The 24,599-nt window shown below is 54.2% G+C and carries 21 protein-coding genes, 1 tRNA gene, 1 rRNA gene and 1 pseudogene; 19 read left to right on the top strand and 5 right to left on the bottom strand.

Going from position 1 to position 24,599, the window contains the following annotated elements; all coding sequences use genetic code 11:
• From rrf to fumC, 4 genes are all read left to right on the top strand, one after another.
• Positions 1-95 (top strand): 5S ribosomal RNA (gene rrf / locus ACR0QW_RS06970); the annotation flags it as partial.
• A 149-nt stretch (positions 96-244) separates the two neighbouring features.
• Positions 245-1,462 carry an NAD(P)-dependent oxidoreductase gene (locus ACR0QW_RS06965; protein ID WP_432642983.1) on the top strand — a complete coding sequence of 406 codons (1,218 nt, stop codon included), beginning with the start codon at positions 245-247 and terminating at the stop codon, positions 1,460-1,462.
• Positions 1,463-1,519: 57 nt separating this feature from the next.
• Positions 1,520-1,595: transfer RNA gene (locus ACR0QW_RS06960), tRNA-Lys, on the top strand.
• Between the two features lie 121 nt (positions 1,596-1,716).
• Positions 1,717-3,093 carry a class II fumarate hydratase gene (gene fumC / locus ACR0QW_RS06955; RefSeq protein ID WP_432642982.1) on the top strand — a complete coding sequence of 459 codons (1,377 nt, stop codon included), beginning with the start codon at positions 1,717-1,719 and terminating at the stop codon, positions 3,091-3,093.
• A gap of 42 nt (positions 3,094-3,135) precedes the next feature.
• Here fumC and ACR0QW_RS06950 read toward each other — a convergent pair whose 3' ends face one another.
• Complete coding sequence (locus tag ACR0QW_RS06950; RefSeq protein WP_432642981.1) at positions 3,136-3,480, bottom strand: heat-shock protein Hsp90; 345 nt, start codon at positions 3,478-3,480, stop codon at positions 3,136-3,138.
• Positions 3,481-3,621: 141 nt separating this feature from the next.
• Here ACR0QW_RS06950 and ACR0QW_RS06945 point away from each other — a divergent pair, with 141 nt between their 5' ends.
• The 8 genes from ACR0QW_RS06945 (at position 3,622) to ACR0QW_RS06910 (ending at position 11,233) form a co-directional block, all read left to right on the top strand.
• A complete protein-coding gene (locus ACR0QW_RS06945) occupies positions 3,622-4,431 on the top strand; it encodes a C39 family peptidase (RefSeq protein ID WP_432642980.1) in 810 nt (269 codons plus the stop codon).
• Positions 4,432-4,617: 186 nt separating this feature from the next.
• Positions 4,618-5,061, top strand: a complete 444-nt coding sequence (locus tag ACR0QW_RS06940) for an Hsp20/alpha crystallin family protein (protein ID WP_432642979.1) — start codon at positions 4,618-4,620, stop codon at positions 5,059-5,061.
• A 203-nt stretch (positions 5,062-5,264) separates the two neighbouring features.
• A complete protein-coding gene (locus ACR0QW_RS06935) occupies positions 5,265-5,966 on the top strand; it encodes a TetR/AcrR family transcriptional regulator (protein ID WP_432642978.1) in 702 nt (233 codons plus the stop codon).
• A gap of 101 nt (positions 5,967-6,067) precedes the next feature.
• A complete protein-coding gene (locus tag ACR0QW_RS06930; RefSeq protein ID WP_432642977.1) occupies positions 6,068-6,637 on the top strand; it encodes a tryptophan transporter in 570 nt (189 codons plus the stop codon).
• The gene (locus ACR0QW_RS06925; protein WP_432642976.1) at positions 6,630-7,490 is read left to right on the top strand and encodes an energy-coupling factor ABC transporter ATP-binding protein; all 861 of its coding nucleotides are present in this window, start codon (positions 6,630-6,632) and stop codon (positions 7,488-7,490) included. The genes ACR0QW_RS06930 and ACR0QW_RS06925 overlap by 8 nt, the downstream gene beginning before the upstream one ends.
• Positions 7,487-8,305, top strand: a complete 819-nt coding sequence (locus tag ACR0QW_RS06920) for an energy-coupling factor ABC transporter ATP-binding protein (protein WP_432642975.1) — start codon at positions 7,487-7,489, stop codon at positions 8,303-8,305. Before ACR0QW_RS06925 ends, ACR0QW_RS06920 begins: the two co-directional genes overlap by 4 nt.
• On the top strand, positions 8,302-8,970 hold the full coding sequence (locus tag ACR0QW_RS06915; RefSeq protein ID WP_432642974.1) for an energy-coupling factor transporter transmembrane component T: 669 nt from the start codon (positions 8,302-8,304) through the stop codon (positions 8,968-8,970). Before ACR0QW_RS06920 ends, ACR0QW_RS06915 begins: the two co-directional genes overlap by 4 nt.
• A 94-nt stretch (positions 8,971-9,064) precedes the next feature.
• Positions 9,065-11,233, top strand: coding sequence for a Tex family protein (locus ACR0QW_RS06910; RefSeq protein WP_432642973.1), 2,169 nt, complete (start codon positions 9,065-9,067; stop codon positions 11,231-11,233).
• A gap of 21 nt (positions 11,234-11,254) precedes the next feature.
• Here the strand turns inward: ACR0QW_RS06910 and pepT are convergent, their stop codons facing one another.
• Positions 11,255-12,520, bottom strand: a complete 1,266-nt coding sequence (gene pepT, locus ACR0QW_RS06905; protein ID WP_432642972.1) for a peptidase T — start codon at positions 12,518-12,520, stop codon at positions 11,255-11,257.
• A gap of 219 nt (positions 12,521-12,739) precedes the next feature.
• Here pepT and ACR0QW_RS06900 point away from each other — a divergent pair, with 219 nt between their 5' ends.
• Positions 12,740-14,059, top strand: coding sequence for an ATP-binding protein (locus tag ACR0QW_RS06900; RefSeq protein ID WP_432642971.1), 1,320 nt, complete (start codon positions 12,740-12,742; stop codon positions 14,057-14,059).
• Between the two features lie 64 nt (positions 14,060-14,123).
• Here ACR0QW_RS06900 and ACR0QW_RS06895 read toward each other — a convergent pair whose 3' ends face one another.
• Complete coding sequence (locus ACR0QW_RS06895) at positions 14,124-14,393, bottom strand: type II toxin-antitoxin system RelB/DinJ family antitoxin (protein ID WP_432642970.1); 270 nt, start codon at positions 14,391-14,393, stop codon at positions 14,124-14,126.
• Between the two features lie 347 nt (positions 14,394-14,740).
• Between ACR0QW_RS06895 and ACR0QW_RS06890 the strand changes: the two genes are divergently transcribed.
• The 3 genes from ACR0QW_RS06890 to ACR0QW_RS06880 all read left to right on the top strand — a co-directional run bounded on the left by ACR0QW_RS06890 (position 14,741) and on the right by ACR0QW_RS06880 (position 18,657).
• The gene (locus ACR0QW_RS06890; protein ID WP_432642969.1) at positions 14,741-15,034 is read left to right on the top strand and encodes a DUF6110 family protein; all 294 of its coding nucleotides are present in this window, start codon (positions 14,741-14,743) and stop codon (positions 15,032-15,034) included.
• Between the two features lie 35 nt (positions 15,035-15,069).
• Positions 15,070-17,184, top strand: coding sequence for a heavy metal translocating P-type ATPase (locus ACR0QW_RS06885; RefSeq protein ID WP_432642968.1), 2,115 nt, complete (start codon positions 15,070-15,072; stop codon positions 17,182-17,184).
• A 144-nt stretch (positions 17,185-17,328) separates the two neighbouring features.
• On the top strand, positions 17,329-18,657 hold the full coding sequence (locus ACR0QW_RS06880) for a threonine/serine ThrE exporter family protein (RefSeq protein ID WP_432642967.1): 1,329 nt from the start codon (positions 17,329-17,331) through the stop codon (positions 18,655-18,657).
• Between the two features lie 254 nt (positions 18,658-18,911).
• On the opposite strand, the gene ACR0QW_RS06875 is transcribed toward ACR0QW_RS06880, so the two are convergent.
• Positions 18,912-19,304 carry a TIGR04076 family protein gene (locus ACR0QW_RS06875; RefSeq protein ID WP_432642966.1) on the bottom strand — a complete coding sequence of 131 codons (393 nt, stop codon included), beginning with the start codon at positions 19,302-19,304 and terminating at the stop codon, positions 18,912-18,914.
• Positions 19,305-19,534: 230 nt separating this feature from the next.
• On the bottom strand, positions 19,535-20,143 hold the full coding sequence (locus ACR0QW_RS06870) for a TetR/AcrR family transcriptional regulator (protein ID WP_432642965.1): 609 nt from the start codon (positions 20,141-20,143) through the stop codon (positions 19,535-19,537).
• Positions 20,144-20,302: 159 nt separating this feature from the next.
• On the opposite strand from ACR0QW_RS06870, the gene ACR0QW_RS06865 reads away from it, so the two are divergent.
• The 3 genes and pseudogenes from ACR0QW_RS06865 to ACR0QW_RS06855 all read left to right on the top strand — a co-directional run.
• Positions 20,303-21,286 carry a DNA recombination protein RmuC gene (locus ACR0QW_RS06865; protein ID WP_432642964.1) on the top strand — a complete coding sequence of 328 codons (984 nt, stop codon included), beginning with the start codon at positions 20,303-20,305 and terminating at the stop codon, positions 21,284-21,286.
• A gap of 319 nt (positions 21,287-21,605) precedes the next feature.
• The gene (gene serA / locus ACR0QW_RS06860) at positions 21,606-23,195 is read left to right on the top strand and encodes a phosphoglycerate dehydrogenase (protein ID WP_432642963.1); all 1,590 of its coding nucleotides are present in this window, start codon (positions 21,606-21,608) and stop codon (positions 23,193-23,195) included.
• Positions 23,196-23,583: 388 nt separating this feature from the next.
• Positions 23,584-24,402 (top strand): annotated as a pseudogene (locus tag ACR0QW_RS06855) (hypothetical protein); the annotation flags it as partial.
• Between the last annotated feature and the right edge of the window lie 197 nt (positions 24,403-24,599).

Here is a 24,599-nt window from a genome sequence, read left to right as displayed (position 1 = left end):
ATCCACCTGTTCCCATGCCGAACACAGCAGTTAAGCCCTTATACGCCGAAAGTACTCGAGTGGAAACGCTCCGGGAGGATAGGGAGCTGCCGGTTAAGCCAGGAAGAGCATCGCATTCGCGGTGCTCTTCCTTTTTGTATATAGTCGCCTGTTTTCGTTGCTGCTGTACTTGACAGGCCTGACTTTCGGCATATACACTATAAAGAAATCCTGAAAATATCCTTTGGAATGATGAGGTAGGAACATGTCCATCCATGAATTAGAAGAAGCGAATCGGTGTCTCCAGTGCAAAGTGCCCCGCTGCCAGAACCTGGGGTGCCCGATCCATACCAACGTGCCGGAAATGATCCGGCTGTTCAAAGAAAATAAATTGATGGAAGCGGCCCAGATGCTGTTTGACAACAACCCGCTGTCCGTAGTGTGCAGCCTGGTTTGTAACCATGCTGCACAGTGCGAAGGTCACTGTGTACGGGGGATCAAAGGTGCCCCGGTGCACATTTCTGCCATCGAACGCTATATTTCCGATTCCTGCTTCGACCGGCTGAAGATTGATATGGCACCCCGGAACGGGAAAAAAGTAGCCATCATCGGCGCCGGCCCTGCAGGCATTACCATTGCCATCATCCTGACCAGACGGGGCTATGATATCACCATCTTCGACTCCCGGGACAAGGCAGGGGGCACCATGCGCTATGGCATCCCTGATTTCCGGCTGCCCCGGTACATCCTGGACCGGTACGAAGTCCTGATGAAGAAAATGGGCATCAAATTCCGCTTCAACTTTACCATCGGAGGGAATGTGACCTTGAGCGACCTGTTCAAGGACGGATATCGATCCGTATTCATCGGCACCGGGGCCTGGCGACCGAAACGGATGATGATCCCTGGGGAAACCTTCGGCAATGTGCATTATGCTGTCAGTTACCTGAACAATCCGGATTCCGTTGATCTGGGGCAGAGCGTGGCCATCTTCGGTTCCGGCAACTCTGCCATGGATGTGGCCCGGACGGCGGTGCGCCACGGCTGCAAGAATGTGACGGTATTCGTGCGTCGGGATAAAGTATCAGCATCTCCGGATGAGTATGAATATTCCCTGCTGGACGGAGTGAAATACCAGTTCCGCAAGACAGCTGTGGCCATCAGGGATGAAGGCCCCATGGTAGCGGACACGGAAGTCATGGACGGCCATGTAAAGGTGCTGGAGGATACGGCCAGACTGTTCCCGGTGGACAGCGTCATCATCGCCGTTTCCCAGGTTCCCAAGCACCGCCTGGTGGAACACAACAAAGGCCTGGAATTGAATGACCGTGGCAATCTGAAAGTCACGGAAGACGGGGAAACCACGCTGCCGGGGGTCTTTGCCTCCGGGGATGTAGTAACCGGAGCCAAGACTGTGGTCCATGCTGTGGAGTATTCCAAGAAGATTGCTGATGAAATGGATGCCTATATGCAGAAATTGTGAAAAAGGCCTTGACAAAAACCAGTTATTCCTGTTACAATAATTAAGCTGTAACGCAATGATTCACTAGCTCAGATGGTAGAGCACCTGACTTTTAATCAGGGTGTCCCGGGTTCGAATCCCGGGTGGATCACCAATTAAAAATAAAACGTCCCTGTGGCTTGCAGGGGCGTTTTTTTTTATAGCAGGCGATGTTTGACAAACGACCGTCCCTATGAAATAATTCTGGTATCTACTATAAAGTGAGGGGGAGCAGCATGGCGAAAAAAGAAGAATGGCGCATGGAACATGACTCCATGGGTGAAATCAAGGTGCCGGCGGATAAATACTGGGGAGCCCAGTCGGAGCGGAGCTTCGAAAACTTTAAAATCGGTACGGAAAAGATGCCCATGGAAGTGATCCGGGCCTTTGCCTATCTGAAGAAGAGTGCTGCCCAGGCCAACCAGGACCTGGACAAACTGGACAAGAAACGGTGTCAGGTCATCGGCAAGGTATGTGATGAGATCCTGAAGGGCAAACTGGACGGGAACTTCCCGCTGGCGGTGTGGCAGACGGGCAGCGGCACCCAGAGCAACATGAACGTGAACGAGGTCATCGCCCACCGGGGCAACGAACTGGCCGGGGAAGCCCTGCTGCATCCCAATGATCATGTGAACATGTCCCAGAGTTCCAATGATACCTTCCCTACGGCCATGCATATCGCTGCTGTGTGGGAAATCGAAAAGCGTCTGCTGCCCCACCTGGACGATCTGGTGGATGCCTTTAAGAAACTGGAGAAAGCCAACAAGGGCATTGTGACTACGGGACGGACCCATTTGCAGGATGCGGTGCCGGTGGCCTTTTCTCAGGAGATCTCCGGCTGGCGGACCATGCTGGAACGGAACCGGCAGGAGCTGAAAGCCGCGGAAAAGGGGCTGCTGGAACTGGCTCTGGGCGGTACGGCTGTAGGGACCGGGCTGAATGCGCCCAAAGGATTCGACAAAAAGGTGGCCGGGTTTATTGCCAAGAACACCGGGTTCCCTTTTGTGACGGCGTCCAACAAATTCCATGCGCTTACCAGCCTGGATGATATGGTGTTTGCCCATGGTGCTCTGAAGGCCCTGGCGGCCAACCTGATGAAGATGGCCAACGACGTACGGTGGCTGGCTTCCGGGCCCCGGGACGGGCTGGGTGAAATCACCATTCCGGCCAACGAACCGGGTTCCTCCATCATGCCGGGCAAAGTGAACCCGACCCAGTGCGAAGCGGTGACCATGGTGGCTGTGCAGGTCATGGGCAATGATGCGGCCATTGGTTTTGCGGCTTCCCAGGGGAATTTCCAGCTGAACGTGTTCCTGCCGGTGACCATCTACAATTTCCTGCAGAGTGTACGGCTGCTGGGGGATGTGATGGAATCCTTCCGGAAGAACTGCGTGGTGGGCATCAAGGCCAACAAGGAGAAAATGGACTACAACCTGCACCATTCCCTGATGCTGGTGACGGCCCTGAGCCCGTACATCGGCTATGACAAGTGTGCCCAGGTGGCCAAACTGGCTTTCAAGGATCAGATTTCCCTGAAAGAAGCCGTATTGAAGCTGGGCTTTATGGAAGAGAACGAATTCGATAAGGTATTCCATCCGGAAAAAATGGTATAAAAAAAATAGAGCGCCGCAGCCGCGGCGCTCTATTTTTTTCCCTTATTCACCCAGCATCTCCAGGATCTTGGCACCGGCGGTGCAGGCCGGGCAGAAACAGTATTTACCGCCTTCGGCTTTCACCTTCTGGCCCTGGGCCAGCATCTTGGCGGCCTGTTCTTCCCCGAAAGCTTTCTTAGCTGCATCGGAGGCAAAGAAAGGCAGCACCTGGTCGATGGTGCAGACATCTTCTTTCAGGGCAGCCCGCAGCAGGGCAGTCAGGTTTGCCTGGGCAGCGGTGCCGTCGGCAGCAAGCCATTTTTCAGCCAGATCTTTCAAACCGCTGTATACACTGGGAGCGGCTGCCAGATTTTTCACTTCAGAAACCAATTCTTCATGCGTTGCCATGGGAATCATCCTCCTGTAACTTAATTTATTACAACTATATTATAGCACCTTTGCCGGAAAAAAGGCAGGATTTTTTGATATAATGAAACAGGATTTCATTCCTGTGTTCCATGGCTACGATTGACAAATGAGGTGAATGGTATGATTTTTGGTAAAAAAATGGCTGCAGCGGTATTCACCGGGCTTTTGGCGGGGAGTATGACTTTGCCGGCACTGGCGGTGCAGCAGAATAACTTTATGGATGATATGAAAATCACCGGGGTGGAGAAAATCACCCAGGATCAGGGAGCTGTTTCCATCGAACGGAAACTGGATCACAAGAAATCCCCCTACTATGCCCATCCAGATTTCTATCATATGCATTCCAAAGGTTCGTTGACCATCCTGCCCTGTTTCAAGACGCTCCAGCAGTCCAGTGAATGGTCCTGCGGTCCGGCTTCGGCGCTGATGGTACTGAACTGGTATGGTCGGCAGAAGGACTGGACGGAACAGAAGCTGGCGGATCTGCGTCATCCTTTGAAGGATGTGCAGGTGCCTGGCTTCCCTAATGGGTATCCGGGTACCACCCTGGAACAGATGAAGGATATGTTTCGGAAAGTGGGCGGTTTTGATCTGGTGACCACAGAGGATTATGCCAAAGCGGGGAAGGCCTTTGGGCCGGAGGACATCAAGGCTGCGCTGAAAGCCGGTAAACCCATCCTGATCGGCTGGATCGACTGGGGCGGCCACTGGCAGGTAATCATCGGCTACGATGATATGGGTACAGCAGATATCCAGGATGATGTGCTGATCGTGGCGGATCCCTATGATACCACGGACCATGACCAGGACGGGTACGGCATCATTCCGGCAGCCCGGTTCTTTTCCACCTTCGATATGTATGGCCAGTTCCCGGAGAAAGAAGGAGGGAATCATAACCTGTTCCTGATTGTTTCGCCGGCCAAACCATAAAAGTCAAAAAATATTTGACTTTTTAGCACTCGACACTTGACAGTGCTAACAACATGTGCTAGTATAATAGTCGGACGAAGGAAAGACCCTCAGAAGGGTTCCTCTGCGGAACCCCGGGAATCCGAAAGCCTTTCGGTAGTCTCAAAAGCTGACCTTCAAGGCCAAGATTGAATGGAGGAATGGCTTATGTTACTGCCTGCTGTTTTCAATGATAATGTGTTTGATGATCTGATGGATGACTTTGATGACGTATTCTCTGTGCGGAATCCTCTGTACGGGAAACATGCCAGAAATATGATGAAGACCGATGTGCAGGATGTGGGCGACCACTATGAACTGGATATCGATCTGCCGGGCTTCAAGAAAGATGAAATCCATGCACAGCTGCAGAACGGGTATCTGACTATCAGCGCCAGCAAGGGTGTGGATAAGGACGAAAAGGACAAGAAGGGCCAATACATCCGTCGTGAACGTACTTTTGGTCAGTGCGCCCGGAGCTTCTATGTGGGTGAAGGTGTCACCGAAAATGATGTGAAGGCCAAATACGAAAACGGGATCCTGGAACTCAGCGTACCCAAGAAGGAAGCCCAGAAAGTGGACAACAGGAAATATATTGCCATCGAAGGCTGATGGCCTGCAATAATCCCTGTCGGAGAACCCGGCAGGGGTTATTTTTGTATAAGGACTGACTGGACAGTCACTTAAAAATCCGTGAGTTTACAGGAGGGACACAAACCTACTATGATAAAAAGATGAACTTTTCCAGGGTACATTGAATGGGGGATGGGGGTATGGTACACTACTAAAGAATTCGTCAGATTGGAGCGAGCAGGATGGGCAGGAACAGAAAAACAACATGGACGGACGAGACTCCAAAACAGCAGCTGATGCAGGAAAAAATCCTGCATACGGTAAACAACCTGCTGCGGGAAGTGGGCTATCAACGGACTACACTGTCGCGGATCAGTGAACTGTCCGGCATCAGTCCTACGGAAATCCGGCGGCTCTACAAGTCCAAGGACGATATCCTGGCCGGGATCACGGAAAGATTCATGGAACGGGCCCAGGAAATCCTGGAGGAGGAACTGCAGCCTTCGGAAATCCTGCTGAAAAAGGACGCCAGAGAGATGCTGGCTCTGTACCAGTACATCATGCCGCTGGCCATTGCTCTGGAAGCCGTGGAGCACAGCGCCATGCTGTGCAGCATCTACAAGACCATGTACACCACGCCATCTCTGTTTGAAATCCTGGTGGACCGGCATGCTTCCTATGCCCATCTGACTTTTGCCCGGAAGTTCACCCTGCAGGAGTGTTATGAACGGATCCTGCTGGTGCGGGCGTCCATGAGCGGATACATCCTGAGCCATGAGTTCAGATACCTGTTCCCCCGGGACAATCTGAAAAAACTGTGCCTGACCCAAGCCTTGCAAATCTTCGATGTTCCCCGGGACAAGATCGATCTGCTGCTGGTGGAGCTGGAAACCCAGAAAAATAAAATGCTGGCCGTGAGCCAGCAGATATTTGCGGAGCTGTGATTTGCCTGTCACAGCTTTTTTTATGCCCTCTTTTGCTTGACAGTCGTGGAATTGCCTCCTAAACTATATTCATACATTTGCAACAAAGGAGTATAGCAATCATGGACAAACCGATTCCGGATCTGATTACCGTGGAAGCAGCCCGGGACACCCATCGCTGGGTGGCCATAACGGCCCTGCTGCTGGCCATCGGTGTCATCCTCCATACCATCAGCCCCAATGTGGGCGGGGTCACTCCCAACTGGACCATCGCCATGTATTCCATTACCATCTGTCTGACGAAGCCGGGGCTGACCCGGGCGCTGGGCATCGGGTTCGTGGCCGGGCTGACCCTGATCCCCTCCTCCAAATCGGCTTTCCCCCTGGGGAACATCGCCAGTGAGGTGGGCGGGGCCTTGACGGCCTGCATCCTGGTGAAAGCCTTCGCCCTGACCCACCTGGAGAATTTGAAGGTGAAACCCTTCATCGTGGGATTTGTGGCCACCAGTGTCAGCGGCGCCGTATTCACCTACATCCTGAAACTGGTGCTGGGGCTGCCGCTTGCCGTCTGGACTCATGCCATGCTGCCGGTGGTGTTCACTGTGGGAGCACTGAACGGTGTGGTGACCCAGGTGCTGTTCAGCCCGGTGCGGAAGATTTTCTATGCAACGGAGGGAAAACACCATGAGTGAAAGTGCCATCCGGATTTCGGATTTTTATTTTGCCTACCTGAACAGTGAACTGGTACTGAAGGACATCAACCTGGATATCCAGAAAGGCAGCTTCACAGCTATTGCTGGACCCAGCGGCGCTGGCAAGACCACTTTGTGCAAGGCCATGACGGGTATCGTACCTTTTTATTACGGAGGGCGGTACCAGGGCAAGGTGGAAGTGCTGGGCGAAGACATCAAAGGAAAGAAAATTTCGGAAATCGCCATGCGGGTGGGCATTATGATGGATGATTACGAAAGCCAGATGGTGTCCCTGACGGCCGGGGAGGAAATCGCCTTCGGCCTGCTGAACCATGGCTTCTCGCCGGACGAAGTGGACCAGCGGGTGAGTCAGGCCCTGGCGGATGTGGGTCTGCCCGGCCGGGAAAGCTACCAGCTGGACGAACTGTCCGGAGGCCAGCGGCAGCGGCTGCTGCTGGCTTCGGTGCTGGCCTGTCAGCCGGAAGTGCTGATCTTGGACGAACCGGTATCGGCGCTGGATCCGGACGGAGCCAGGTCCCTTTATGCCCTGCTGTATCAGATCTACAAACAGCACAACATGACCGTAGTGGTGGTGGAGCACGACCTGAACTACCTGCTGCCCTACATGACGGATCTGGTGCTGATCAGCGACGGCGAAGCCCGGGTACAGGGGCCTTTCGAACAGGCGGCCCGGGATGCATTCCAACAGGAAGACCTGCGGGAAAACCTGCCGGAACTGTGGCTGGTAAAGCTGGGACTGGAAGAAAAATTCCACTGCCAGCTGGGGAACTGGCGCAGTGAGGACGAGGCGGAAGAGGAACTGACCCGGAATTTCCAGGGAGGCAAGGCATGATAGAAGCAAAAGAAGTGAACTTCGCCTATCGCAGAGGAGTGCCCGTGCTGCAGGACATCCAGTGCAAGGTGGAAGATGGAGAAGCGGTAGCCCTGCTGGGGCATAACGGCAGCGGCAAAACCACCCTGAGCCGGCTGCTTATGGCGCTGAGCCACCCCCGCAGCGGACAGGTGCTGGTGAACGGCGTGGACATTGTGGACTGCGAACCGGCAGATTTGACGGACAAGGTGGGATATGTGTTCCAGAATCCGGATCTGCAGCTTTTGGGAGATACGGTATATGATGAAGTGGCCTATGGCCTGCAGAACCGGAAGATGCCCAAAGCGGACCTGGACAAACAGGTAAGGGAGGCTGTGGAAGCCATGGGACTGACTCCCTATCTGGATCAGTATCCCCGTGGGCTTTCCTTTGGACAGAAACGGCGGCTGGGGGTAGCGGTGGCCCTGGCTCTGCAGCCCCGGACGCTGATCCTGGACGAAATCACCAACGGGCAGGATGAACAGGAAAAACTCCATATGATGAACTACCTGTCCAAACTGCAGACGGAAAAGCACATTACTCTGATTTTGATCACTCATGATATGGAAATCGCACGGAAGTATACCACGCATTCCCTGGTCCTCCATGACGGGAAGCTGGTGTACGACGGCCGTACGAAGGAACTGTTCGACGGCAAGCGGCCCATTGAGAAATGGGGACTGAAGCAGCCGGTACTGGCCCGGCTGGGAGCACTGTTCGGAGTGGAAGCGGACAGTCCGGAAGCCCTGTGTGACCAGTTGGAACTGAAGAAAGAGAAAGAAGGTGGCAAGGCATGAAGCTGACCGCTTTTACGAAACTGATCCTGGTACTGGCGGTAACAGCCTGGGTGTTTTTGCTGCCGGTACCGGCAGTGGCCACGATCCTGGCCCTGGAACTGGTGATCCTGCTGTACATCAAGAGGGACCGGATGACCATGGCGGCTATCGGGACTCTGACTGTATTCACCGGGATGATGGTGGTGCTGCAGCTGCTGTTCGGGTCACCTCTTTATGCGGCACTGGCCGGCGGGCTGCGGATGTTCGTCATGACGACGGCATTTCTGTGTCTGCTGGCTTCCACCCGGATCCAGGACATTGCTCAGGCCCTGGTGGAAAAATTCCATATGCCCTATGAATACGCCTTCATGCTGACCACGGCCCTGCGGTTCGTGCCGGACTTCCTGTCCGATTCGGCCATTACCCTGGATGCCCAGTCCTGCCGGGGGTATTCCAACCGGGGCAATGCCTTCAAACGGCTGTACGCGTATCTGGCGGTGGTGAAGCCGCTGGTGATGCGGGCAGTGGCCAAGTCGGATACCCTGGCCCTTTCCATGGAACTGAAGGGGTTCGGGCCCAATACCTATAAAAACCGGCGGCCTATGCGGCTGAACGCAGGGGATTATGTGATCCTGCTGCTGATCATCATATTGAGTACGTATCCCATCTGGGTGAAGCATATTTAGGAGCCGTGGAGCGGCTGTGAGCCAGAAAGGAGCTGTGAAATCATCTTTCACAGTTCCTGTATTTTTTTCACACCTTTTTTCAAAGGAGAACGATATGAAACAAACTGATATTGCACCGCTGATCGCCGGGGAACTGGGCTGCAAGCCCTGGCAGGTGGAAAAGACCATAGGACTGCTGGACGGGGGGAATACTGTCCCCTTCATCGCCCGGTACCGGAAAGAGGTCACCGGTTCTCTGGAGGACGAACAGATCCGGACTGTCGAGGAGCGGCTGACTACCCTGCGGAACCTGGTAAAGCGCCAGGAGGAAATCCTGGCCAAGATCGACGAACAGGGAAAACTGACACCGGCCCTGCGCCAGGCCATCGAAAAAGCCCAGAAACTGACGGAGCTGGAAGACCTGTACCTGCCCTATAAGCAAAAACGGCGGACAAGAGCACAGCAGGCACGGGAAAAAGGCCTGGAACCCCTGGCCAATGCCTTCCTGCTGCAGCGGGAGAACCATGGTACAGCCCTGGAGGCGGCCCGATCCTATGTGGCTCCGGAAAAGGGCGTGGAGACGCCGGAAATGGCCCTGGAAGGAGCCCGGGATATTGTGGCGGAAATGGTTTCCGAAGATGCGGATCTGCGGAAAGATCTGCGGCAGAAAATGTGGAATTACGGGGTGCTGCAGACAGAATTGGTAAAGGATGCCGATGAAGCCCAGACCTTCCTGATGTATCAGGACTACCAGGAGCCTGTGCGGACCCTGCCTTCCCACCGGGTACTGGCCATCAACCGGGGCGAAAAGAAAGGCTGCCTGAAGGTCCATCTGCAGTGGGAGGAGGAACGTGCCCTGCAGCTGCTGCATCGCCGGTTCCTCCATCGCCGGTCCATTTATCAGGAACAGCTGGAACTGGCTCTGGCGGACAGCTGGAAACGGCTGCTGTTCCCGGCCCTGGAACGGGAAATCCGCCGTACTCTGACGGAAAATGCCGAAGCCCAGGCCATTAAGGTATTCGGGGCCAATCTGCGGCAGCTGCTGCTCCAGGCGCCTCTGGCGGGACGTACGGTCATGGGACTGGACCCGGGTTACCGCACTGGCTGTAAGGTGGCCGTGGTGGATCCTACCGGTCAGGTGGTGGACCATGGAGTGATCCAGGTGACCCAGAGCGAGGGGCAGAAAAAGCGGGCAGAGGCAACCATTCTGGATATGATCCAAAAGCATCATGTGACCCTGCTTTCCATCGGCAACGGCACGGCATCCTACGAAACCGAGCAGTTTGCGGCTCAGCTGATCCAGCAGCACCACCTGCGGGATGTGCATTACCTGATTACCAATGAGGCCGGGGCTTCGGTGTATTCGGCTTCCAAACTGGCCAAAGAGGAACTGCCGGAGTATGACGTGACCATCCGGGGAGCTGTATCCATGGCCCGGCGGGTGCAGGACCCTCTGGCGGAACTGGTGAAAATCGATCCTCAGGCCATTGGGGTGGGGCAGTATCAGCATGATGTGGACCAGAAAGTCCTTACCGGGACCCTGGACGGGGTGGTGGAAATGGCGGTGAATCATGTGGGAGTGGATCTGAACACGGCCTCTCCTGCGCTGCTGTCCCATGTGGCCGGCATCACGGCCGGTACGGCCAGGAATATCGTGGCCTACCGGAACGAAAACGGGAAATTCACCGGGCGGCGGCAGCTGCTGAAGGTGCCCCGGCTGGGTCCGGCGGCTTTTACCCAGTGCGCCGGATTCCTGCGGATCCTGGACGGGAAGAGTCCTCTGGATGCCACGCCGGTGCATCCGGAATCTTACAGGCTGGCGGAGGTCCTGCTGGACAAAATGGGCTTTGCGGTGAAGGACCTGAAAGATAAGGACAAGCTGGCGCTCCTGGCATCCAAACGGAAGCTGGTGGACGAGACGAAAATAGCGAAAGAGCTGGATGCCGGGTTGCCCACGGTGCATGACATCCTGGATGCCCTGGTGAGCCCCGGGCGGGATCCCCGGGAGGATCTGCCGGCACCGCTTACCCGGCAGAACATCGTGAAGCTGTCGGACCTTAAAGTGGGGAGCGTTATGCGGGGCACCATCCGGAACGTGACGGATTTCGGGGCCTTCGTGGATATCGGCATCAAAACCGCCGGACTCATCCATATTTCTGAAATGAGCAACCGGCGGATCAAGCATCCCCTGGATGTGATGAGCGTGGGGGATGTGGTACAGGTGAAAGTCATCAGCGTGGACGAAAAACGGGGACGGATCGGGCTGTCGCTGAAAGGGGTGTAAAAAAAAGAGGCTGGCGCATCATCAGACGCCAGCCTCTTTGGCTACTTTTTCTACGATTTTCAGGGATACATTATAGGATTTTTCCAGGGAGGGCACAGGCAGACATTCGTAGGGAGAATGGAAGTTCAGGCCTCCGGTGAAATAATTGGGGGTAAAGATGCCCCGGGTGGAAAGGAACGACCCGTCAGTGCCGCCGCGCATGGCGATGGTACGGGGAGCGATGCCCAGCTCGTCCAGGGCTTCATACAGGAAATCCACTGCCTTGCGGTTCCCGGGGGTCATGGCATCGGCAATATTGCCGTAGATGTCTTCCAGACTGCAGGAAATGGTGGCCCTGGGTTCCTGCTGCTGCAGCCGCTGTACGTTCTGCCGGATGGCGTCCTTTTTTGCTTCATAGCCGGTCTTGCTGTGATCACGGATGGCAAGCTGGATCACAGCCTGGGAAGCATTGGAATGGATGGTTTTGATCCAGATATATCCTTCCTTGCCCTCCGTACATTCGGGTGTCTCTTTCCGATCGAAGAAACTGGCGAAATCCACGGCCAGCAGGGTCGGGTTTACCAATCGGCCCTTGGCGTTCATGGGATGGGCACTGACTCCCTGGATGGTAATCGTGGCGGAGCCGGCATTGAAGGTCTCGTATACCACTTCACCCACTTCGCAGCTGTCGATGGTATAGGCAAAATCCACCGGGAACCGGTCCAGCTCCAGGGATTTGCTGCCCTGCAATCCCACTTCTTCATCGGGAACAAAAGCGATGTAGATATCACCATGATGGATCTCCGGGTGGGTGGCCAGGGTGTGGAGCAGAGTCATCACATTGGCCAGGGCTGCCTTGTTGTCGGCACCCAGCACACTGGTACCATCGGTAAAGACGATGTCTTCACCCATATGGGCAGCCAGCTCCGGATGATCGGCTGCCTGCATGATCAGGTGCTTTTCTGCATTCAATACCACATCGCCGCCCGGATAGGCTTTCACCAGGTGGGGATGGACGGCAGGGTTCAGGTTCACGTCCACCGTATCCAGATGGCAGCAGAAGCCGAGTTTGGGGACTTTGCCGCTAAAACCGGCCGGCAGGCTGGCAGGCAGGTATCCGGTAAGGACGCAGTGGTCACTGAGATGCAGGTCTTCCAGATCCAGCAGTTCCAGTTCAGCTTCCAGCAGTCTTGCCATATTCCACTGGCTTGAGGTGCTGGGGACCGTGCCGGTACCGGCCTTGCTCTGGGAAGGCATGTTGATGTACCGCAGAAAGCGGGTCAGCAATTCGTCGGTGATTTCAGACATGAGGGACCTCCTTGTAAGCATGTTGTCGGACTCATTGTACCATACATATTATAAAAGGGAGGACCATTCTCCTGTTATTATAGGGAACTTCCAATCATTAATAAAGAAAATGGGAAAAATTATAAAAAGTTCCTTGAAAAATCGTTTCGTTTCTTGTAAAGTATAAGAAGCTGTTTGAGTTTCGTTTTGTTTTTCATTTGTCAAAGAAAGAGGAGTGCCATGCTTCAGCGCAAGATTGAAAAATTCCTGCAGACCTGGAAACAGGTCCCCCAACACAACCCTCTGGTGATCAAAGGCTGCCGTCATTGCGGCAAGACCACCTCCATCCTGGATTTCGCCCGGAAGAATTATGCCCATGTGGTGTATCTGAATTTCCAGGAAAAACCGGATTATGCAGCCATTTTCAAGGATTCTCTGGATGTGAACTATCTGGTGATGCTGATTACGGCTCTGGTGGGACCGGAAGCCCTGTTCGAACCATACAAGACAGTCCTGGTCCTGGATGAGATCCAGGAGTGTCCGGAAGCCCGGACGGCGCTGAAGGCCTTCAAAAAAGACGGCCGGTATGATGTCATCGCCTGCGGGTCCCTGCTGGGAGTGAAGGGCTACGGCAAGGAACCGGCTCTCATTGCGGTGGGCAGCGAGACCGTGGTGAACATGGTGCCCCTGGATTTTGAGGAATTCCTGTGGGCCAACGGCATTACCACCCCGGTACTGGATATGCTGCATCAGAGCCTGGACAAGGAGACTCCGGTGCCGGAAGCCCTGCACCTGCGGCTGAACGAACTGCTCCGCCAGTATGCGGTAGTGGGCGGTCTGCCGGAAGTGGTGGAGACTTATGTGCAGACCCATGATCTGAACGCCGTGCTGGCCAAACAGCAGGAAATCCTGAAAGACTATGAAGAGAACCTGTTCGTGGATGTGAATAAGCGGGCACGGGCCAAGCTGAAGACGGTGCTGGATGCGGTGCCTCTGCAGCTGGACAAGGAAAACAAGAAGTACCAGTATGCCCAGTTGAAGAAGGGGTCCAAGGCCTCCCAGTTCGAGGGAGCCCTGACCTGGCTGGAGGAAGCGGGTATCGTGACCCGCTGCCACAATCTGACGGAACCGGGACTGCCCCTGGAACGGCACGCCATCGATACCATTTTTAAAGTATATATGAAGGATGTGGGCCTGTATGCGGCCATGCTTACCGGTGAGAACCGGCTGAAGCTGCTGCAGGGAGATCTGTCCGGGTGTCAGGGTGCCGTATATGAGAGCCTGGCGGCGGATCTGCTGTCCAAGAGCGGGCGGAAGCTGTACTATTACCATAAGAACTCTGGTCTGGAAGTGGATTTTGTGATCCGCTGCCAGGGCAAAAGTACCCTGGTGAAAGCCACTCCGTCCACAGGCAATACAAAGAGCCTGAAGACCCTGCTCCAGCAGCCGGACAAGTACCAGGTGGAACAGGCCATCCAGCTGAGTGCGGAAAATGTGGAAAGAAAAGGGAATGTGCTGGAACTTCCCATGTATATGGGGTTCCTGTTAAGTGCCTATTGAGCCATCTGCCAGCAAAAGAGAGGGTGTGAAGAAATGATTTCTCATTTCTTCACACCCTCTCTTTTTAAATGTTGAAATCGTTCTTGATTTCCTGGAACATGTCTTCCGGTTTCTGTTCTGCGGCCTTGGGTGCATCGGGATCCGGAGGAATCTGCTGCACAGCTGCCCGGCGGCAGTCCGCAGAAACTTCAAAAGGAAGCCGGTTTTCCCGGACGGTACGTTTTGCAAAAATGGTAAAAGCGGTGGTCATGTTCATACCCACTTCATTGCAGAATGTTTCAAATTGCGTCTTCAAGTCCGCATCCATGCGGATATTTACGTTGACAGATGCCATAGAAATCAACCTCCAGAATTGTGATATGCGCATTATAAAGCTAATGCAATGAGATGTCAATACTAAATCTAAAAATCATATTATAATTAACCATGCAAACCAGTTGCTTTTTGAAATTCACTGGGGTTATAATAAAAAATAAGTCAAAAAGACTGTATCCCGCATGATACTGGGGTCGGTAGGAAATCTGATTTTAATGCGGCTCTGCTGGAAGGGTATTAGGACGCCAGCAGAGATCGGCACTCTGCCAACTCATGTTCCACAGCTTCCTAATAAGCGAAAACCATCGGGAAAAACATCAGGAAGGGCGCATAAGTGAAGGTGCGTCAGGAAAGGGGACATTGAACATGGAAAGAGAAGACTGGATCAAAACGGGTTTGGTAGCAGGCGGTGCTGTACTGGGTCTGCTGGGTGAACGGGTAGCCAAATCCAAAATGGTGAAAAAGGCTCTGGTAAAGACTACGGCTGCTGCTCTGCGTGTGCAGAAATGCGCTGCGGAAAGCTCTGCTTCCCTGCAGGCTCAGGCTGACGATATCGTAGCCGCTGCCAAGGAAGAAAACCAGAAGCTGGAAGATGCCGAAGCTGCTGAAAAAGCCAAGGCAGAAGCGGCTGCACCGGTTGTCGAAGACGAAGCAAAGTAAGCTCAGTTCCTTTATAGAAAAGGAGCGCGAGAGCTATGAAATTTCAAATCCAACATGAAGTACCGGGGCGTCTGCGGGTACGCTGCCTGGCTGTGGCCGGGCGGAGTGTACGTGCTTTCGACCTGGAGCAGGGGGTTGCCATCCTGGGCGGTTTGCAGCGGGTACCCGGTATCCGGAGGGTGAAACTGTATTCCGGCGCTGCCGGCATTGCCGTACTGTACAAGCCGGATGAAACCGGCAGTATCCGGCAGGGAATCATCAAGGCTCTGGCCCGTCTGAACATGGACGATCCGGATCTGCGGAAAGCCACGAAGGAAAAGGCTCAGGCCCTGCAGCTGAACCGGCTGTATCGGAATAAACTGATCAGTCTGGTGGCCCGGCATTTTGCCAGCAAATGGTTCCTGCCGCTGCCCATCCGGACCGTACGTTGCTGGTACCATACCATCGGTTTTGTGAAACTGGGTCTGCAATCCCTGTGGCACCGCCGTCTGGATGTGCCGGTACTGGATGCTACAGCCATCACGGCAGCCGTGCTGCAGAAAGACATCAGTACGGCCGGGTCCGTGATGCTGCTGCTGCATATCGGCGAACTGCTGGAAGCATGGACCTATCAGAAGAGCATCCACAATCTGGCAGACAACATGTCTCTCCACATCGACACGGTGTGGAAGGTGGTGGATGGTTCGGAAGTGGAAGTTTCCCTGGCCGATGTACAGGCCGGGGACCTGGTCAGCGTGAAGATGGGCAGCACCATCCCGCTGGATGGGGAAGTCGTCAGCGGCGATGCCATGGTGAACCAGGCTTCTATGACCGGCGAATCCATGCCGGTGCATAAGACGCCGGGCCTGACGGTTTACGCCGGGACCGTGGTGGAAGACGGCGAAATCGTGGTCAAAGTCAAGGGCGGTGCCGGCAACAGCCGGTACGACCGGATCGTGAAGATGATCCAGGATTCCGAGAGCTTCAAGTCCAACCTGGAAAGCCGGGCCAGCCATCTGGCTGATAAACTGGTGCCCTGGTGTCTGGGCGGGACGCTGCTCACCTATCTGCTTACCCGGAACCTGACTCGGGCTATGTCCATCCTGATGGTGGACTTCTCCTGTGCCCTGAAACTGTCCATGCCTCTGGCGGTGCTGTCGGCCATGCGCGAATGCAGCACCCACAAGATCACCGTCAAGGGCGGTAAATTCCTGGAAGCCGTAGCCCAGGCAGATACCATCGTCTTCGATAAGACGGGTACCCTGACCCTGGCCAAACCCAAGGTAGCAGATGTACTTTGCTTCAACGGGTATGACCGTGCTACGGTGCTGCGCTATGCGGCCTGCCTGGAGGAACATTTCCCTCACTCGGTAGCCAACGCTATTGTGCGCCAGGCAGCGGACGAAGGGCTGACTCACGATGAAATGCACAGTAAGGTGGAATACATCGTGGCCCACGGGATTGCTTCCATGGTGGACGGCAAACGGATCGTCATCGGGTCCGGCCACTTCATTTTTGATGATGAGAAGTGCGTGATCCCTGAAGGCGAAGAAGCTCTGTACGAAAGTCGGCCGGAAGAATATTCCCACATCTACATGGCCCTGGACGGCAAACTGGTGGCTATCATCTGCATCCAGGACCCGTTGCGTCCGGAAGCACCTCAGGTCCTGAAGAACCTGCGAAAAGCCGGATTCAAAAATCTGGTGATGATGACCGGCGACAGTGAACGGACGGCCGCTGCGGTAGCCGCCAAGATCGGGGTGGACAAGTTCTTCGCCGAAGTGCTGCCGGAAGACAAGGCCCGGTTCGTGAAGGAAGCCAAGGCCCGCGGTCACCGTGTGGTGATGGTGGGTGACGGCATCAACGATTCGCCGGCCCTGTCGGAAGCCGATGCCGGTGTAGCCATTGCCGAAGGGGCGGATATCGCCCGGGAAATCGCCGATATCACCATTTCGGCCCACGATCTGCAGCAGCTGGTGATGCTGAAGGAAATCAGCACCCTGCTGATGAAGCGGGTCCAGTTCAACTATGATTTCGTGATTACGTTCAATGCAGGCCTGATCGGCCTGGGGGTCATGGGTATCCTGCCTCCGGCAACGACGGCACTGCTGCACAACGGATCCACCATTGCCATCAGTCTCCACAGCATGACGGACCTGATGGAAGCATAGGAAAAACAAGGGGCTGTGAAAAAATATTTTTCACAGCCCCTTGTTTTGCGTCCTGAAGGGAACAGGAGTATAATAAAAAACAAATTTTTGGAAAGAAGCGTGATCGGGGTGTGCACGGATGCAATCCTGGAACAGGGGAAAAAGATGCTGACAAATGTGCTGGAAAAACACCATATGGAGGTGCCCTGGCACACCTATTCGAAACAGAACCGGAAGTGCCCCATAACGGAGGCAACACTGGAGGAAAAGGCCTCCATCATTGGACGGGTGGGACTGATCATGTTGTCCTGCGGGACCGGGGCCTGGCGGGTGCGCAGCTCCATGAATACCCTGGCCCTGCAGCTGGGAGTGACCTGCACGGCCAGCATCGGGCTCATGGATATCGGGTTCAACTGTTATGACGGGCAGCGTGGCGTATATCGGAACCTGTGCCTGCCCAACACCGGGGTGAATACCTACAAACTGTATAAGGTGGACCAGTTCGTCAGCGGTTTCCATAAACACTGCCTGACCTTGACCGGGGAGGAGATCCATCAGGAACTGGACCGGCTGAACAAGACCCCGGCCCTGTATTCGCCCCTGCAGCTGGGCCTGGCTTCGGCGCTGGCCTGTGGCGGATTTACTTTTCTGCTGGGAGGCGGGGTCCCGGAAATCCTGCTGGCTTTCCTGGCAGCCGGATTCGGGAATTTTGTCCGTTCCAGTCTGATCCGGAAACATTTTACCTTGTTCCTGAACATCGCCCTGGCGGTGGTGACGGCCAGTGTGGTCTATACGCTGGGCTTATGGGCCGGAGAAACATGGCTCCACGTGGCACCGGTGCATCAGGCCGGTTACATCTGCGGCATGCTGTTTCTGATTCCCGGATTCCCGTTCATCACCAGCGGCATCGACCTGTCCAAGCTGGATCTGCGATCGGGCCTGGAACGGCTGGCCTATGCCCTGCTGATCATCCTGGTGGCCACGCTGACCGGTTGGGGGATGGCCAGGATCCTGGGGCTGCAGCCGCTGAATTTCGTGCCTCTGGGGCTGACTCCCTGTACAACGCTGGCGCTGCGGCTGGTGGCCAGCTTCTGCGGGGTCTTCGGCTTCTCTGTGATGTTCAACAGTCCGGTGCGGCTGGCGGCTACGGCGGCCCTGTTCGGGGCGGTGGCCAATACCCTGCGGCTGGAACTGGTGGACCTGGCCGGGTTCCCGGCTTCCGGTGCGGCGTTTGTGGGGGCCCTGACGGCGGGGCTGCTGGCTTCGGCTTATAAGAAACACACCGGGTATCCACGGATCGCCCAGACCGTTCCGTCCATCGTGATCATGGTACCGGGGCTGTACCTGTACCGGGCGATCTACCACCTGGGCGGCATGGCCCTGGACCAGTCGGCATCCTGGTTCGCTTCGGCCGGGACCATCATCATGGCCCTGCCTCTGGGATTGATTGCCGCCCGGATCTTGACGGATAAGAACTTCCGGTACAGTTCGTAAAAAAGAGCGCTGTGGAAAAAGGCTGGAGCTTTATAAAACAGTATTTTGACCTGATAACAAGAAAACCAGAACCGTTGGCTGAATCAGCTGTGCAGTTCTGGTTTTTCTTTTGTTCGGAAGAGCAAGAATCGTCCCGTGGCCACAAATTTTCAATTCTTGAAAATTCTTGCCCCCTTGGGACAGCTTCTTGTTGGGGCGTGCCTGCCCCAAACCCTGCTGGGAACGAGTACGGCAAACTGGAATTTGTCGATGCCTTATTCGTAATCAATTCTCTCAATTTTGAAGATTACCGGGCGTGTACCATCAGAACAGCAGGTAATCATTTCATTTTCGTTCTTCATCCAGTCTTTCATGATAGAGCCACCCTGCAAGCCTGTATAAATGTACCGTGAAATCGCATCCCATGCTTCGGAACAAAACGGCATTTTTGGCCCACCGGCAACAGCATCTGCATCACCATCAGTCTTAACCAGTGTGTTCAGGCCCATGTGCCAGAAGTCATCCCGCTTATCGTCCCGATAGAATACAAACTCATCACCTACATTATAACAAGGGCAGGCACCGGAAACAGGGTCTACACAATATTGCTGCTGCAATTCTGGATACAATTTTTTGTCTAACACTGTCACTTTCACTTTATGTTTCATTGTTTTTACCTCCGCAAATTTCGATTTATTAAGCCGAGTATACCATACTCTCCAATGAAAGAACACTTCGATATGCAAAAAGCCCCATGCCAACACCTTTGCGGTGCGGACATGGGACTTGATGCTTCCTCGGCCTAGCCGGGTACCCGTAACCAGTTCTGACCGGCAGTTGCCGTGTCATTTCTCGAAAACTGTTTTACGAATACCCAGCGAATCCACGGCGCTCTTTTTTACGGCATCAATGGCCGGAAAACATAATTGATGAGCTTTTCCAGCATCACATCGCTGGGATGGCCTTCAGGGTTGGACAGCAGGGGCCGGTCTTTTACCAGGAACAGCATTTCGGTGACGGCGGTCAGGATGAAGGTCACATAGCTGTAATCGTCTTTTTCCTGGGGGGCTTTCAGTTCGCCTTCTGCCACGGCCCGGATCAGCAGGGTCTGCACATAATCTCCCATCCGGGCCAGCCGGCTCCAGGAATCGGAGGTAAGAAGTCCCGAATGGGTGATCAGTTCCTGATACAGGATGACCATGTGACGCCTGGGATCCAGCTGGCTCTTCAGGATGGTGTGGAGGTATTCTTTCAGTCGTTCCAGGGGCGGGAGTCCTTCTTTATCCAGACGTACCTGCAGCTGCTGGAGAGCCTGCAGCTGGCTTTCGATGATGGCCTGGTACAGGGCCTGTTTGCTGCCGTAGTGGTAGGCAATCAGGGCGCTGTTGCAGCCGGCCAGCCGGCCGATCTCCTTAATGGACACGTTGTGGTAGCCTTTTTGATCGAACAGTTCGGCGCCGGCGTCCAGCAGCCGCTGCATGGTTTCTTCTGAGTTCCGTCTGTGCATGGCGAACCCTTCCTCCTCAATTAATTACTTATGCGATTAATTTTATTATAGCGCAAAAATCCCGGAACCGAAAGAGACGAAATAAGGAACATTTGTTCGTGCAAGTTCGCTTTTCTTTTGTTATAATGGAACCAGAGTTTGGGAAAGGCGGAATCGTATATGGAAACTGTTTTATTGGGAGCAGTGCTCTGCGCCCTGATTTTTTTGATCATCATGCTGTATCAGCTCCAGAAGGCTTTGGGAGAACGGGAGGAATTGCAGAATCAGCAGGCCCGGGAAGACGCGGACCGGCTGCGGGACAGTCTGGATCAGAAGGTAACCCTGTCCATGAGTGTGGTCAGCGACCGGCTGGCCATGGTCAACCGGTCCCTGGGGTCCATGCAGTCCCTGGCCCAGGGGGTGGGCGACCTGAAAAAAGTGCTGACCAACGTAAAGAACCGGGGCATCTGGGGTGAAATGCAGTTGGGAAACCTGCTGGGAGACATGATGGCTCCTGAACAGTATGGAACCAATGTGGCCATCCGGCCCCGCAGCCAGGAACGGGTGGAATTTGCCATCCGGCTGCCGGGCCGGACCGGGGATGCACCGGTGTGGCTGCCCATCGATGCCAAGTTCCCCCTGGAGGATTATCAGCGTCTGGTGCAGGCACGGGATGACGGGGACAGGGATGCCGAAACCCTGGCCCTGAAGCAGCTGGAAATCCGTCTCAAGAGTGAGGCAAAAGATATCCGGGATAAATACATCGCACCGCCCTATTCCACCGACTTTGGACTGCTGTATCTGCCATTGGAGGGCCTTTTTACAGAAGCCGTGTCCCGCCCCGGACTCATGAGTGAACTCCAGCGGAAATACCGGGTGACCCTGGTGGGGCCAACCACGCTGGCGGCGGTGGTGAACAGCCTGCAGATGGGATTCCGTACTCTGGTGGTGCAGAAGCAGACCAGCCAGGTATGGCGGCTGGTGGCCCAGATCAATACGGATCTGGGGGCCTTCGAAACGGCAGTGGAGCGGGCGGAAAAGAAGCTGGCGGAAGCCCAGTCGGCCATGGAGTCCGTTGGAGACCGTACAAGGATCTTGAAGAAACACCTGGACCGGGCAGAAAAATTTACGAAGGCCCTTGACAATACGGCTGACAATGGCTAAACTTGTAAGCAAGTGCTTGAACTGCCTAAATTGATATATTGCAAAAAGTATCTATGAAGGAACCAAGTACACAGGGCCTTGCCTATTGCAGAGAGCTGCTGGCGGTGCGAAGCAGCGGAAGATCCTGTGGAATCCACTCCTGAGATGGTGGGGGTCGCAACCCATCCGGCCAAGCCGTTATCCTGGAAATGAGGCTGCTTTGCAGCGAAATAAGGTGGCACCACGTGAGAGGTTCTCCCGTCCTTGACATACCCGTTTAGGGGGTCAGGCACGGGAGTTTTTATTTTACCCTTTTGGGGGAAGTAAGGAGAAAAAAACTATGGACAAGAAAAAAGTCATCGTGGTGGAACGGATTTCGGATAAGGGCGTGGAAATGCTGAAAGCCCAGCCGGATTTGGAAGTTACTGTAAAATTCGATATCCCGCGGGAAGAATTATTAAAAATCGTGGGAGACTATGATGCGATCATCGTCCGCAGTGTGACGAAGATCAACGAAGAATTCTATCAGGCTGCCAGGAACCTGAAAGTGGTGGGCCGTGCTGGCAACGGTGTGGACAACATCGATATCGATGGAGCCACCAAGCGGGGCATCATCGTGGTGAACACGCCGGAAGCCAATGTGATTTCCGCCGCGGAACATACCATTGGCCTGATGCTGGCTTCCTGCCGGAATACGGTACGGGCCCAGAAAATGATTGAAAGCCGGGTATGGGACCGGAAGAATCTGAAGGGCGTGGAACTGTACCATAAAACCCTGGGCATCATCGGTCTGGGCCGGATCGGCGCCCTGGTGACCAAACGGATGCAGGCCTTTGAAATGAAAGTCATCGCCTACGATCCGTACATCCCCGATGCCCGGTTCAAACGGCTGGGGGTTGAAAAATGCGAAACCTTGGATGAACTGCTGGCCAAATCCGATGTAATCACCATCCATACGCCGAAGACGGAAGAAACCATCAACATGATCGGCAAAGAAGAATTGAAGAAATGCAAGAAGGGCGTACGGCTGGTGAACTGCGCACGGGGCGGCCTGTACAATGAGCAGGCTGTGGCGGAAGCCATCCAGGAAGGCCAGGTGGCCAGCATCGGTCTGGACGTGCTGGTGGACGAACCCAAACCCATTTCTCCGCTGATCGGTATGGATCAGTGCACACTGACCCCGCATCTGGGTGCCGATACGGCTGAAGCCCAGGACAAGGTGGGCATCTCCATCGCCCAGGAAGTGGTGAACGTGCTGAAAGGCCAGATGGTGCCCAATGCAGTCAACCTGCCGGCTCTGCATCCCCAGGAACTGGAGGGCATGATGGGGTATCTGCAGCTGGGTGAATGCCTGGGCAAGCTGTACTACCAGCTGGAAAAAGATCCGGTGGACAAGGTGGAAGTGCTGTATGAAGGGCCTGCTGCCCAGCTGGAGACCACGCTGATCACCCGGAGCATCCTGAAGGGCCTGTTCGATCCCATCCTGAAGGAACGGGTGAACATGGTCAATGCTGAACTGGCTGCTGAAACCCGGGGTGTGGCTGTCGTAGAAGGCAAGATGAACGGGGAAGGCCGGCTGAACCGGGTCAGCATCAAGGTGTACAGCGGTGAAAAGGTATTTACGGCAGCGGGTACCGTGGCTCCGGATGAAACGGCCCATATCACGGAAGTGCAGGGTTATCAGTATGATCTGGTGCCGGAACATTACATGATCCTGGCCAAGAACGATGACAAGCCGGGTATGATCGGCCAGATCGGGACCCTGCTGGGGGCCGCCCATGTGAACATCGCCACTATGCAGGTAGCCCGGAACGCCAGGACCGGCAGCGCCATGATGATCATGACCGTGGACAGTCCGGTGGAAAAGGCAACCCTGAAGATGGTCGAAGGACTGGACGGGATCCTGAGCGCCGATTTTGTAACTTTATAAAAAGATTGAATAGAAAAGGGGCTGTGAAATCATTTTTCGCAGCCCTTATATTTTTGTCAGCATCAGTTGGTTTCCATGGGCCAGTGACTTGTGGCTAATGCCTAGGGACAGGGTATGAAAAAGTATTTTTCATATCTTTCTTTTTTGCTGTTTTTGTAAAACACGAACGTTATACAATATATTTCCTTGCAAATTCAGAGCACTTAGTATAAAATATAAGAAAAATGATGATAATGTAAGAATTTCCCTTGCTGTTTTCGAATTTTCCTGTTATTTAAAATAATTTATAAAACTATTATAAAATTTACGTCATTTCGGTAAAAATGGATCCATTCCAATTTTTTCTTATTTCCATCTTTTATTTTTTATTTATCGAGGGGGGAACATTATGCAATTTAACGTCATCGCATTTTTCCTCAATCCGCTGGTCCTGCTGTTCTTGACCATGGCATTGGGGAACCTGTTCGGAGAACTGAAGTTCCGGAAATTCAAATTCGGGATCACCGGGACCCTGTTCGTGGGTCTGGTTATCGGTTACTTCCTGACCCGCTATGCTGCCACCATCGCCAAAGGCAGCAAGTATTTCGCTTCCGCTACCAAGATCATGCAGGGGAAGATCATCGATGGGTCTCTGATGAATCTGGCTCTGCTGATTTTCATTGTGGGCACCGGGCTGCTGGCGGCCAAGGATATGAAATACGCCATCAATAAATTCGGGCGTCAGTTCGTGATCCTGGCCATTTTCATCCCGCTGGTGGGGGCTGTTTCTTCTTACGGCTTTTCCCGGGCACTGGATAACCTGAGTCCGTACCAGATCACTGGTACGTACACCGGTGCGCTGACCAGCTCTGCTGGTCTGGCAGCTGCTACGGAATCTTCTGATTCAGAATCCAGACGGTTGGCTCAGAATTTCCAGAACGAAAATGACAAAACCAAACAGAAGATCCTGGCCATTGTCAATGGCGCCAAAGCCCGTGATGCTAAACTGAAAGGGCAGGAAATCCCGGCAACCATGACGCTGGAAAATACCCAGAGCCTGCAGCCGGCAGATGTGGAAGTGTTCGTGACAGAAGCCAAAGCCGGTGTGGGTGTCGGCCACTCCATCGGCTATCCTTTCGGGGTGCTTTTCCTGATCCTGGGCATCAACGTGATCCCCAAGATCTTCGGGTTTGACGTAGAAGAAGAAAAGAAAAAGTATTTTGCCCAAATGATGTGACCCCAAAAAGTTAGACCTTAGTAACGAGATGGTTGTGCCATCTCGTTACTTTTTTGTCGGGTTTGAAAACCCCACGCTATGCGTGGGGTTCTGGAAAGCTTTTAGCTATACCAAAAAATCCTCCTTTGGTAAAATGAAGATGGCTACCAACCACTTCATTTTGAAAGGAGGATATCCTGAATGGATAT

It is taken from the genome of Acidaminococcus sp. (assembly GCF_050873445.1).
Lineage (GTDB): Bacteria > Bacillota > Negativicutes > Acidaminococcales > Acidaminococcaceae > Acidaminococcus.
Note: the sequence above shows the minus strand (reverse complement) of the source record. Positions and strands in the feature narration are given on the sequence as shown.